This is a genomic window from Bradyrhizobium monzae (assembly GCF_021458635.1).
GTDB lineage: Bacteria > Pseudomonadota > Alphaproteobacteria > Rhizobiales > Xanthobacteraceae > Bradyrhizobium.
In genome coordinates, this window is record NZ_JAIRDQ010000012.1 from 118,725 (window position 1) to 132,278 (window position 13,554).

A 13,554-nucleotide genomic window follows, 5' to 3' on the forward strand; every position below is an offset into this window, starting at 1 on the left:
TTACCGCTTGAGCGCCGTAGAAATCCGCAGTCCGGCCAGCGCCAAGTCCGCTTTCATGAGGAGTGCATCAAACCACAGTCCAGGCGCCCGTTGGTTGCGGGTGCCATGCAGACTCACGCGTGTCGACTACAAGATCCGGTAGGTGCCAACGCCAATGCGGGGCCCTAGGGTCCGGCCGCGTTCCCCTGACTATCGTCGAGGTAACAGTAGTGAACGCAAAGGACGGGAAGCTAAGAAACGGACAAACCGGCACACTATGACCGGCCGATGCCGGGGGCGACGCACTGCACACCCTCAATCAGGATCGTCGGTGTTCTGATTTGAGGGCCCCAGAAGGCGATGAATGGGGGACGCGTATGCCTAGCCAAGATCTATCCAAAAAAAATCAGTTTGTGGAACGTCCACCGATCGAGGTGATCACGGCGATCGATCGCCTTGCAAGATCGGATCCGGAGAGGATTGCGCTGAGAAGCGGCGCAGACGAACTCACCTACGAGGCGCTGCGACTAAGATCGGATGCCCTCGCAAGGAGGCTACGAGAGCATGGCGCTCGGGGCGCGGTCGTCGGATATTGGGGTGAGCGCGGCTTCGACTGGGCGACGGCGGTCGTCGCGATTTTGAAGGCCGGATCAACGTACCTACCGCTCGATCCATCGTTACCGGCTTCACGCACATCGTTCATAATTGAGCAGAGCCGCTGTGCTCTGATTATTGGCCCCGACCAGCAGCATTCGCTCAGCCTGTTCCAGTCGAGCAGCAAAGGCACCACCCAATTCATGCCGATAGAAGCGGCGCTGCGTGAGGGCCAGCCTTCGTCTTTCGTGCCATCATCGCGCGCGGATGGACTCGCCTACATTCTGTTTACGTCTGGTTCGACGGGCCAGCCTAAGGGCGCAATGATTGCGCATGCAGCTTTAAACAATCATTTGGCGGCAAAAATCGATGCCCTAGCCCTCACTCGGACGGATTGCAGCGCGCAGACGGCATCGCATTGCTTTGACATCTCGCTGTGGCAACTTCTGGCAGGGCTTTGCGTCGGAGGCAGTATCGCGATCATTGATGATGCGACACTGAAATCGCCAGTATCTCTTCTTAAGGCAATTCAAGGGCACGGCGTGACGGTTGCTCAATTCGTCCCGTCAATGCTGGCAGTATTTGTTGAATATCTGCAGGCCCTTGCGGCGGCTGAGAGAGCTCTGGACAGTTTGCGGATTATTTCTACGGTTGGAGAACCCCTGACACCCGGACTGGCGCGCGCATGGCTTGCCTTATATCCGCAGGTCCCCATTCTCAACCACTACGGGCCGACCGAGTGCGCCGACGGCGTTACGCATCATCTGGTTTCAGTACCGCCCGCGGTGGCTGACACTTATGTGCCGATCGGCAAGCCGATTGCGAACCTTGAGGCCTATGTCACCGATGGATCTCGTCTGTGCGACACGGGAGAGGTCGGCGAAATCTGTGTGAGCGGCGTCGGTGTCGCTGCTGGTTACGTCAATGACGATGTTCGCACCAAGGATGCCTTTGGGCCAAACCCGTTCTCCAACAACCCGGGGTTCCGGCGCCTATACAGGACAGGTGATCTCGGGCGCGTTCGTCCCGATGGTCTCTTGGAATGTCTCGGTCGGCGGGACCGTCAGGTCAAAATCCGTGGGCACAGAATTGAGCTGGGAGAAATCGAGGCCCGCCTCTGCGCTCATCATTCGGTACATGGTGCTGTCGCGGTCGCCTCCGTCTGCGCAGGCGTAAAACTTATGGCGCGAGACATAACAAGCGCGGAGGGCGAAACTGGACCGAGACGGTTAATCGCGTATGTGTCAGCTCCGGCTGAAGTGACGGAAGCCGAGCTTCAGAACTTTGTCGCCGAAACGCTTCCTACCTACATGCTCCCGGAAAGGATCATCCACGTCAGCGGTATTCCGCGGACCAGAAACGGAAAGGTCGATTTTGGAGCATTGCCGGACCTGACCAGTGTTCGTCCTTTATTGCCGATGCCATTCGAGGAGCCGCGAACAGAGCTGGAAGCCAAGCTGTGTCAAATTTGGGCAGGCGTTCTGCGCATTGAGAACATTGGCGCGAATGATCAGTTTGTAAGCCTCGGCGGCGACTCGCTCCGAGCAATGCTCATATTGGGTCAATTGGAGACTCAGCTCGGAGTGAGAACGGATTTCAGGCTGATCCTGAATGGAACGGTACGGTCTCTTGCGGCTTCGATCGCGTCCCGAGGCGAATCCAAACCGTGCACAGCCCCCGCGTACGGAATGCTTGCGCGAGCACCTCTGACGCGAGTTCAGGAGCACCTATGGTTTCTCTCCCAGCTCGATCCGTCTGCCAGGAACTACATCATTCAAGGCGGCCTGCGAATAAGGGGCTTCCTTGATCTGGCCGCATTCAACCGTGCCTGGAGCGATGTCGTTCATTTCCATCAGGCACTTTCTGCACGCTTTATCGACGAGGATGGTCCGGTTCAGCTTTTTGATGATCCGCAATGCGCAAATCTTGATTTAACTGACGCATCTCATCTCACCGCACAGCAGGCCGAGGAGCTGATCACAGATTTACGGCAAACAGAGCTGAGCGGCTGCTTTGATCTCCGCCAAGGTCATCTGTTTCGCGCGCGCATGATCCGTTTGCGCCCTGACCACCATCTGATACTGATCACCGCTCACGAAATTATTATCGATGCCTGGTCGATCTCTGTTCTGCTCAGAGACCTTCGACAAAGGTACCTACATGCCGCGGCGTCTTTGCCAAAGAACTGCGCCTCCCTTTCGACCTACGCGGTCTGGGAAAAACAGCACGCGACCCCAGAGGCGCTGGCCAGCCAACGCAGCTATTGGCGCCGTCAGATTGGTGATGATCCGCCGGTGCTCTCGCTTGGAACAGGACAAGCGCAATCGCGGACGAAGTCTCACCGTGGCGCCTCGCATGCGGTGCTGCTCGGCAGCGAGCTCTCCAATCAGGTGCGGGAGTTTGCGCGCCGACATAGGTGCACCACGCCGACAGCCCTCCTCGCGTGCTTCAAGCTGCTGCTACGGATGTACAGCGGTCAGGACGATGTTATCGTCGGCATACCGCACGTCGTACGGGATCAACCCGGCAGTGCCGAGATTGTCGGCTTTTTTCTGAATATGCTGCCAATTCGTTCCGCGATCGATGTTGGTCAGTCCTTTGCGGTTCATGCCTTGCGCGTCCAGGGCCTGGTCAGCGATGCCATCGCAAATTCGGCATATCCGTTCGGCTGGATGGTAAGGGATAGCCGGCTATATCGCGAAACGGAACGATCGCCGATCTTCCAGGTCATGTTCAACATGTACTCCGAGGCCGCGGAGCCACCGGATCAGCATGAGTTCGATCTGACATTCCGCGAATACGACACCGGCTATGTAAAATTCGATCTGACCTTGTACGCACAAGATCAGGGCGATGAAATCGCCCTCCAGCTGGCATATGCCGAAGACATCCTTTCCAGCGATCTCATCGTCCGCATGGCTGATAATCTGCGCTGTCTGATTGCAGCCTGCGTTGAGAATCCACTTGCGCCCGTGAAGGATCTGAGCTGCCTCAGCGGGGCGGATGTCGTTATGCTGGACTCGTTGGACGGCTCGGCGCAGTCATACTCGACTGAATGTCCACTTGCCGAAGCGTTCGAGCAAATCAGTGCTACTCATCGCAGCCAGGTGGCATATTGTGGTGATTTCGGCGAAATCACATTCGGCGATCTGCGTGAGCGCGTAACAGCAATCAGGTCCTTACTGGAGGCGTGTGAGGTGGGGGCTGGCGACAGGGTCGCCATGCTGGTCGACCGGTCGCCTGACGTGGCCGCTGTTATTCTTGCGGCACGAGCCTTGCAATCCATCGTTGTCCCCATATCGCCGGATTATCCGCGTGATCGGATGGACCATATCCTGCGAGATAGTCGGGCAAAGCTTTTGGTTCACGCAGGTACCACTGACCTTGGTTTTGACCTGCCGTCGATTTGTCTGTTGACCCTGGAAGGGTGCGGCACGCTCGCGCACGAGTCTGAGTGCGGCGACAAACCATCAGATCAGGGAATTGCGAGCCTTATATACACGTCGTCCTCGACCGGGAAGGCGAAGGGGGTTCTCATACCGGAGTCGGCAATTCTTAATCGACTGAACTGGATGTGGCGAACCGCTCCGTTCGACAGCACCGACGTGATGGTTGTCCAGAAGTCCGCATCCCTTGTTGCGTCCGCTTGGGAATACTTCGGTGGGCTTCTAAGAGGTGTGCCCGCGCTGATCCTGACCCGAAAGCAGTTGCTGGATCCAGATCTGCTGTTGAGCACGTTGGCGGGACGTCGCGCGACACGCTTATTTGCCTCGCCGGCACTCCTGACCGGCCTCATTGCCTCCCAAGAGCGGCAGCCAAGATCCACTTCCTTGCGGTTCGTCACAAGCAGCGCTGAACCGATGCCATCTTCGCTCCCAGTTCGCTGGCGTACGTATTTCCCGGACGTGCCGTTGTGGAACTTCTATGGTGCTACGGAATGTGCGTCCAACGCCGCAGTCTACAAAACGTCGGATGCCGACGACGGCGCATCGCTCGTCCCCGTTGGGCGGCCAATCGATAACGTCAGACTCTACGTGCTCGATGCCGCGTTGAAGAGAGTCCCTGTCGGAGCCGCCGGTGAACTCTGCGTCGCTGGACGCTGCGTAAGCGCTGGGTACTGGAGGGATCAAGACCGGACAACACGTTGTTTCGTGCCAAATCCTTATGGTGACGGACAGTACAGCGTCCTTTATCGAAGCGGCGATATCGCCCGCATCTCAACCAGCGGCCTTCTCGAGATTTGCGGCCGATCGGACAACCAGATCAAGGTACGGGGGTATCGGATTGAGCTGGAAGAGGTGGAAAAGGCTCTTGAGTCTCATCCCGCAATCACGAAGGCCGCGGTCGCTGCAGATGGCATGGTTGGCGATCGTCGTTTGATCGCCAGCGTGATTCCCGCGCGCGACAGTCTAAGCTCGGAAGAGATTGTCACCCATCTTAAGCACTCATTGCCGTCCTACATGATTCCCGCCGCCTTCCGTTTGGTTGACAATATCCCCCTCACGACAAGCGGAAAGATAGATCGTGCGGGCCTGTCGTCCGTTCCTTACCGCGAGGTCGGGCCTGCTCCATCTGCCGAGCCCCGCACGGGGAAGGAACGTATTCTTGCTGGGATCTGGCAGGATCTATTGGGCGTCAAGCGGGTCGGAATTGATCAGGTCTTCTTTGATATCGGTGGAGATTCTCTTCTAAGCGTGCGCTGCGTCACGTTGGCGCGCAAAGCCGGGCTGAATCTTACTGTTGACCAACTCTATCGAACGCCGACAATCAGGGAATTGGCGGCAGATGGAGCGACGGTTGCACTCCATACCGCCGCTTCCGCGGACGGCTCGTTGCCGGTTACCCCGGCAATCGCATCTTGGAAGCCTCTTGTCGGCTTCGATGAGCACTACAACATAGGCGATCTGTTCTTCCTGCCCGGCGGGATCCTGGATATCCGGCTGCTGGAGCGCGCCGTTGCTCATGTCATGGATAGGCACGAAGGCCTTAGGCTCCGTGTCGCCCGAACCGACGATGGTCTACGTCTGACGATCGCAGCTTCCGTGGCCGAACGCCTTGTGGAGGAGATCAATCTTGGCGGAATGACCAGCCTGCGGCAGCGTAAGGCAATCGAGAGCATCTCAGCAAGACGTCAACATATGTTTCGTTTTGACGGCCAGACGCCTCTTGTTAATGTCACGGTGTTCCGCACATCGGAAAGCGGCGATTACTATCTGCTGGTCCTGATGCATCATTTTGTAGCGGACGGGATAGGTTATCGACTGTTCCTCGAAGCATTGGATGCGGCCTACGACGCCCTTGGCTCAGGCCACGCCGTGCGCGGCCCCGACAACATGCAAATACTCTCTTCATGGTTGAAGCGCCTTGAGCACTACGCGAACAGCGAGGCGCCAGCCGAACTCGAATACTGGGAGAGGATCGACTACAACCAGTTCAATTTGCATATCAGCCCCACGTCGGCGGGTGGCGCGAGCTTTTCGCAAGTGACCGCGAGAGAGCTTCACTATGCACGCCTTGAAGGTCGCGCGGATGACGCGAATTGCCGAGTCCTTTGGGAAGATCAGGCCAAGCATCATCTGGAGATTGGCAAAGAAGCGACAGCTGATCTGCTCAATATTGCAGCCAGATCGGCGCATTGTAAGGACATCGACGTAGTTCTTGCCGCCATATCCGGCGCCTGTGGACGTGTTTTCGGCAACTATTCGCTCTGGATTGATAGCCTTACCTCGACCCGAGGTCGACTGTTTGAAGATATTGATCCATCGCAGATCATTGGCCATATCAGCGAGCTCGTTCCGCTTTCCTTGAGTCTCGCCGGAACGGAGGCTCGTCCCGATCGTGTTCGTTCAATAAACCGCCAGCGCAATGCCCTGCCGCGCAGGGGAGTAGGGTTTCGGGTTTTGAAATTCGTAAACCGAGATCCAGCCGTGCAGAGCCGGATCGATCGTCTGCCCTTACCTAAAATCGGACTGAACTATCGAGCGGGTTTGCAGCGCCATTTTCCGCGCCGCCTCCTAGCCCAGGATCCGTCTCCAATCTGGATCGGCGAAGACATGGATGAAGCCGCCGCGAGTCACCTCCTCTGGTTCGACGTTGGATATCAAGCCGGCCGTCTACAGATCGAAACAAGGTATGATCCAACCCAGATCGGTTATGAGGTGACCCGTAATCTTTGCACGGTGTTGCAACAGGAGCTGTTGCTGACGATCGCCGAATTCGGAAGAGCCGGCGACACTGTCATCCATGAATGAGCCGGATGCGGAAGTGGCGGTCGAGTGCGATCGAGATGTGATGGCAAAGAAGAAGCAGAACATCGATCTATCGGATCCCAATCTGGCGAGCCTTATCCTGCGGCTCGCAATTCCGTCTATTGTTGGCCTATCGATCAACGCGGCACAGCAGGCCGTCAATGCGATCTTTGTTGGTGCACTTGGCGCGCAGGCGATCGCAGCTGTCAGCATGACCTTGCCGGTCGTGGTCCTGCTGACGGCAGTCGGTCAGGGAATCGGTGTTGGAACAGCCTCGTTCATATCTCGTCATCTCGGTGCTGGTGAGTACCTGGAGGCAAGTAGGGGCGCGAGTACTGCACTGGCCCTGGCCGCTCCGATTGGTATCATGTTTACGGTTCTCCTACTGCTCAACTTGCGACGGATCTTCGTAACGCTCGGGGCAACTCCAACCATCATGCCCGTGGCGCTCGACTATGCGGCGACGCTATTGTTGGGGTACTCCCTGATGCTTCTAAACATCGTCAACGGCTTCATCGTGAGAGCCGAGGGCAACACACGTTTCAGCATGTGGACGATGCTTACCGCCTTCATACTGAACGCGGTGCTCGATCCGGTCTTTATCTTCTTACTGGACCTCGGTGTGCGAGGCGCAGCCCTCGCAACGCTGGTATCCCAGATCGCTGCCATTAGCCTCTATATCGCGCATTTTTCGAAGCTGGGCGGGATAGTCCTCGTCAAGATATCTTACGTCTCATTGCGAGCAAGTCGCATCAGACAGCTTGCGTTCATAGGAGCGCCAGCCACCTTGACCGGCATTTTGTCTGCCATTGCCTCTATGCTCTTGTACGGAGCTGCTGCGCCGTTCGGGGACGACTGCATTGCGGCCATGGGAATAGCCGTGCGATTGCTGACGATCGGCGCACTGCCTGTCACCGGCTTTTGTATGGGCTCTCAAGCTGTCTTGGGTTTCGGTTGGGGCGCACGCGATCTTCCCCGCGTATGGAAGGCCGCAAAGCTTATGCTGTCCATGACTGTCGCGCTTTCGGTTGCGTATTCTGCGGCCGTTGTGAGTTTTGCCCGACCTTTGGTCAAACTGTTCAGCGATAACGAGAACGTCACGGAAATTGCCGTCTTGACCTGTATCGTTTTCCATCTCTTTTTTTGGCTTTTTGGTATTGAGAGTTTCGTGACGACGATGCTTCAGTCGTTCGGGAGAGCACGCCTCAGTGTGATTGTGTCCTTGGCGAGGCACGGCTATTTCTTCATACCGGCCGTACTGTTGTTGCCAGTCATATCGGGTTTCAACGGACTGTTGGCCAGTCAAGCGATCGCTGAGCTGGGTGCTGGAATGATTGCACTGTTTGCCATGTTCCACCAGTTTGCGGAGCTCAGACGAGCGCTCCGGCACGCAACTTCAAGACCGATCGAGATCGCGGATTGACCTGACCACGGACATCATCGCGGTCCGAAGCATTGAGCCTACATAGCTGTGGAGGCATTGCGCTCCAGGAAGTGTCGCACGTAATATCAGAGGCCAGCAGAATCTGTGCTCGCTCGAGTTTTTGGGACGAATGCTTGCCGCCGCTCAGCGGTGTCTTGAGTGCGGTGCGCTCGATATGGCTGAGGTCGGCGCCGAAGCTTGGACGAACGTGGCCTATCGCTCAAGGCGATATTTCGCAAGAGCGAGATACTGAATTTCGGTACCCTGGACGTTGGCGTTGTCGGTGACATCGGTGTCCTGTTTGGTCCACCTTGACCGAATATTTGCCACCATCACTGAAATTAGTCCATCGCAGGTGAGCGATGTCGATGCTCACGCGCTGCAACACCTCAAAAGGCCTGGCCTTTACCTTGAGCAAATCAATGCAAGCTTTCGGGCTTGAAAGGCCCGAAAACTTGCAGCTTTATTCTCTGTCCGCCCGACGCGAGCGGCAGGCTCCGCGATTTCGTCATGTATAGTCGCGGCTTCCGAAGCTTAGAGCGGTGAGCGAGCAGTTTCAGTCAAACTTGTAAGAGGCCTGCAGGAACGTGCCCCATCGCTCCATGCGATAGTTCGCAGGAAGGACCCACAAGGCAACGGGAGAGCTGCCCTCACTTTGGGCTTGATTGGGGAGTATGTCGCTATGCTTTGCAGTCCACATGGCCCAATAACGGGCGCCGACGCCGACGCTGAAATTGTTGGTGAGGAAATATGAGAGGGTACCTTCGACCTGCACACCACCGCCACCGCTCCCGCGTTGATCGCTGAAGAACGTCAAATCCCGCAACAGATGGTTGTCACGGCCCTGGAAGTCTGTCCAGGGCAGGTAAGCAACATCGGCGGTCACGCGCCAGCGGTCGAGCAAGGTGGTCTCGGCGCTGAGGCCGATGCGCAGCGCATTCCAATCAGTGTCCTGGCTGCCCATGATCGTTTTACCGCCGACTACTTGACGGCATGGCGATCTAGACGAGGAGCCGATCTGCGCGCATCCTGTCGTGTCAGAGTTCTGGCCGTAGTAGGTCCAGCCCATAAACCCACCGACCTTGAAGGTGGTGCCGCGCAAGAAATCGTAGCCCGCGTCGGCCGTGTAGTACATGAACCTTCCGTTCGTCTGGCCCGATGTCGTGTTGGAATATGCAATGAGATTGTCATGATAGTTCATGCCCCAATCTTCATCGTTCATATGTCCGTTGTTGAAGTGGCCGAGGCCGATATTGCCCTTCAGGAAGATCCCCCAGGGGCTGTCGACACGTTCGAACAACTCACCGGAGATCCCATCCAGTTTGTGGTAGGTGAGCCTTGATAGGAGATCGTCGCCCCCAGCGCCCCATTGAAACCTTCCTCGGCTCAGCCATAACCGTGTGCCGCTTTCCAGCGACCAACCCCGAGTGAAGGCAATCGGCGACGCCCTGACAGTCGGCGTTGCTCCGTATGGCGGCGTATCGAACCATCGCGGCGTCCTCGGATCGGCACCGAAATGATAGTTAAGAGCAATTTTTCCGATATGATAGCTGCTGGACGGGTGGGTGATGTTGGCCGGGACCGTTGCCAGCGGAAACCGTGCGGTCGGAGGGGTTGCCACACTTGGTCCACCAAACCACAGATACTCGTACTCAAGTCCAACGGACCATGCAGGCGTGATCGCCTGCTCGACGCCGGCGCCGATTGTGCCACCGACCCGACCATACTCGAAATGAGTTGCATTCTGTGGCGCCCAGCTAAATTCGTGGTTGTTGACGACATCGCCCTGAGTGTGGTGCCAACCTACGCCTCCCTTGAGATACATCAGCGTATGGCCCTGCGGGCCGAACGCATAACCCAGGCGACCGGTCCCGGTGATAAAGACGTTTGGACTCGCATTGCAGGTTGCGCTTACAACAGATCCGGAGGCGGCAAGACAGGTATTTGTACCGTCCGACGCAGCGCCACTGGCGTCCACTTCAACGCCAAAGACCCAGCGATCCTTCTGCCAATTGTAGCCGACCTGGCCTCCCAGCAGGAACACTGGGGTATCGACGACATCCCCATAGATTGACGGACCATACGGATCACTGAATGATGACCGGCCGTAGCCGCCACCAACGTGCGCGCCGAAATATCCTCCGGTCCAGCTCCACAGCACTGGTGGGACGTTTACTGCCGGCTTAAGATCTGCCGAATTGACCGCTCCGCCTGCGACGAGCGCTGCTGTTGCGGCACCCCAAGAAAGAACTCCAGATCGCATGTCACCTCACGAAACACAACGCGCGCGCCAGCTTGGAACGAGGCCCGAATGGCCGATGTTGTTGGCGCCGCTTCCACGCTGCTTGTGGTGTGCAGGATCGAGGCCAGCAGAGGCGATGCGCATCGCCTGCTGTTTTTCGTCGGCGATGTCGTCTTCTCCTCTCAAGGATGGTGGATTCGAAACACAATGCGTCTGATGACGGACACAAAGCGCGCGCCGCATGCTCGTCGTTTCAGGATTGAATACGTCACCGCTCTCTTGCGAAATAGTTCGTCTCTTGCTTCAGAAAGCTTGCAATTATTGTTCTTTGAGCTGGACAAGAACCCTCAGCGGTCAAGGCGGCCAGTGAGAACTTACGTTCGAGGATCACGCATCTCGAATGATTAAGCGCTTCGGGGGCGTAAAGTATCGATACTTGCCGGCGAGCGTTCCGTTAACGAACTGAAGGCCGTGATCGCCATAAATCATATCCTCTCGCATGTAGCCGTCGGCTATGGCTCCTTGATTGTTGCCTCCAACTGTCTTCTGAGTGATTGTCATTACTTGCTTGCCCGCCGGAGGACCGAACATTTCAATTGCGGCAGCGGATTGTGTGCCAAGTTTCAAGGCATCAAATTGTTTGGCCGGAATTACTCCGGCGGCCTTGATGGGCTCGGCTCTCATTCGCGAGAGAGTTTCAGATCCAATTTGCTTACGAGCCACAACCTTCTCGATGCAGTGAGAATGAATTGGAACGCCGGGGTGCGAGTCCCATTTAATGTAATGATCGGACCGTAAGATCTCCCAGCCGGCTTGGGCATAGATTGCCTCAAGCTCTCCACGCGAGAACGATTTCTTGTGACCGCATGCCAAACTCTCCTCAGGGATAGGATGGTCTGCTTGATCGAGCGTGTTGGTGAAGCAGTGAAACCCTCCAGGCCGTGTCCGATCCATTAAGACCGTCACGAGCGGTTTCCAGACGGCCCGTTCGGTGAAATGCAACACGCAGTGCGCTATAAAGACGTCGAGGTAAGCGGGCGCCTGGAATGTTTCAACGGGAGCGACACCACTCGTTATATTCACGCCAAGAGCGTCTGCGAGCCGATTGAGTTTGGAGATAGCGGTTTCAGATATATCGCTTGCGATGACCTGATGACCAAGCTGGGCCAAATAGAGGACGTTGCGCCCCTCGCCGCAACCCAGCTCGACAATCACACTCTTGGCGCGCAGAGCCGGGGTTATCTCGAAGATTTCGGGACTCGGACCACCCATACACGACACGTCGTGGTCGGCGTAGCCCGAGTCCCACCAGAAGTGTGAATCCTTCGCCATCTTTTGCATGCCGGACCTTACGCTGCCTGATATTGCTCCTCGAGGGCTGCCATCCTGGCGGAGTAAAACATCCGAGCTATGATGCTGGAGTACTTAAACCCCGTTCGAGTCAAGTGATAAGCGTCCCCATCTGCCAAATTCACGAGTTGCAAAGATTCAAGCGCCTCGAGTTCTTCGCCAAAATCAGCGGCGAGCGCTCGTCCGAATAAAGCAGCGTAATTACTTCTGCTCAAGGCTGACAACGTGAGGCCAAGTAGGACGTAACGACGCCGAAGATCTTCCTGCGTCAGCCTGATTCCGTGCGATGCTATCGCGTCGGGATCGAAGGGGCGAGCCGAGAAGGCGTTGATGATGGGCGAAGCCGCACTCGAGGCTACGGCGTAGTCCGTGCTAAAATGATATTGGCCAAAATAGCTTCTGGCGCCGGCCCCCACTCCTAGCAGGGGCGTTCCCTTGAAATCCGACACTTCCTGCTGGTAGGCATGATCGCCAGAGATCCTGGTGAAGCGTGTGAAGGATTCCTGGCGGTAACCTTTGGACGCCATCAGTGCAACGTTCTGATCGTAGACCTCATATTTTTCCGCCTCAGAGAGGAATAGTTCAGGATTGTGCGCCTTCGAGGTAGTGATGCTCGTCATCGGACGAACAACAACGGGATAAAGAGAAAGTGTCTGCGGCTCATACTCGAGCACCCGGCCAAGCGAAGAGATCAAAGAGTCACGGGTTTGACCACGCAAGCCGTAGATCAGATCAAGATTGACGTGAGAAAAACGCGTGATGAGGGCGTTGATTGCCGCTTTTGCGGTCTGGAGCGAATATGGCCGGCCAGAGTGCGCAAGCTCGCCGGGTTCCATGCTTTGGATACCCATGCTCATTCTGTCGACGCCAAGTGCCTTCAAGCAATCCAGGAGGTTGTTGTCCAAGGAGTCTGGCGTGCTCTCGACCGTCGTCTCACATCGCGAGCTTCGTTTTGGAAATGCTGCATCGAGGGCGGCGAAAAGCTCACCGAATTGATGCTGCGTCAGAAGCGTTGGAGTGCCGCCGCCGAAATAGATACTCACAACCTCCCGATCTCCGAAGTATTCTCCATATCGAGCGATGTGCTCCACCAGTCGAGCAACGTAAGACTCCCCGGTCTCCCCTCTATGGCGCGTTGTAAGAAAGAGCGTGCAGTAGGTGCAGCGATAGCGACAGAACGGAATGTGGATATAGATGTTGATTTGCTTTGAGCGATTGGCCTGCTCAACGACATCGGTTATGCGGAGTGGCTGCGAAAAAGCCCGATATGCTCGCTTCGAAGGATAGCCGTAGACATAAGTTGGCAGCTCCTTGTTCGCTATGTTTGTCCGAAGGAAGTCCAGACGATCCATGACTTAACCTGTTGATTGCCAACGCAGATGAATGCCTGAACGCCGTCTTCTCGAAGGCCACAAGTCAAATACTGATGACAATCAGCAGTCGCCTTGGAAGGTGCTAATCCGCATTCAGGATGGCGCTTGCGGCACTTATGTTCTTCAGATCCAATCGTGCGGCTTATGTGCAAGGGACCAAACGTCCGCATATATGGCTACAGCGGCTGCTACACCACCATTCCGCCAACTGCTCCCACAAACGGTCAAGACCACCTTCCGAAGTTGCGGTCGCCGTTTTCCGGAGTTAGTTCGGTCCCACCATAGGGGGACATATCGGTCTTCATTGTTGGCTCCTTCTCAAATGCGAAGATCAGTAAGTGAGGC

6 protein-coding genes are annotated in these 13,554 nt (G+C 56.4%); 3 read left to right on the forward strand and 3 right to left on the reverse strand.

Annotated elements, in window-relative coordinates; translation table 11 throughout:
* The first annotated feature begins 356 nt into the window (after positions 1-356).
* On the forward strand, positions 357-6,824 hold the full coding sequence (locus K3F49_RS32555) for a non-ribosomal peptide synthetase (RefSeq protein ID WP_234684977.1): 6,468 nt from the start codon (positions 357-359) through the stop codon (positions 6,822-6,824).
* Positions 6,825-6,864: 40 nt separating this feature from the next.
* Positions 6,865-8,244 carry an MATE family efflux transporter gene (locus K3F49_RS32560; RefSeq protein ID WP_346657373.1) on the forward strand — a complete coding sequence of 460 codons (1,380 nt, stop codon included), beginning with the start codon at positions 6,865-6,867 and terminating at the stop codon, positions 8,242-8,244.
* A gap of 556 nt (positions 8,245-8,800) precedes the next feature.
* Here the strand turns inward: K3F49_RS32560 and K3F49_RS32565 are convergent.
* On the reverse strand, positions 8,801-10,507 hold the full coding sequence (locus K3F49_RS32565) for an outer membrane beta-barrel protein (protein WP_234684979.1): 1,707 nt from the start codon (positions 10,505-10,507) through the stop codon (positions 8,801-8,803).
* A gap of 48 nt (positions 10,508-10,555) precedes the next feature.
* Between K3F49_RS32565 and K3F49_RS32570 the strand changes: the two genes are divergently transcribed.
* The gene (locus K3F49_RS32570) at positions 10,556-10,894 is read left to right on the forward strand and encodes a hypothetical protein (RefSeq protein ID WP_234684980.1); all 339 of its coding nucleotides are present in this window, start codon (positions 10,556-10,558) and stop codon (positions 10,892-10,894) included.
* Here K3F49_RS32570 and K3F49_RS32575 read toward each other — a convergent pair.
* Together K3F49_RS32575 and K3F49_RS32580 are read right to left on the reverse strand one after the other, a co-directional pair.
* Positions 10,874-11,818: a methyltransferase domain-containing protein gene (locus tag K3F49_RS32575; protein WP_234684981.1), complete on the reverse strand. Its 945-nt coding sequence runs from the start codon at positions 11,816-11,818 to the stop codon at positions 10,874-10,876. The genes K3F49_RS32570 and K3F49_RS32575 overlap by 21 nt on opposite strands.
* 17 nt (positions 11,819-11,835) lie before the next feature.
* Positions 11,836-13,188, reverse strand: coding sequence for a coproporphyrinogen-III oxidase family protein (locus tag K3F49_RS32580; RefSeq protein ID WP_234684982.1), 1,353 nt, complete (start codon positions 13,186-13,188; stop codon positions 11,836-11,838).
* Positions 13,189-13,554: the final 366 nt, after the last annotated feature.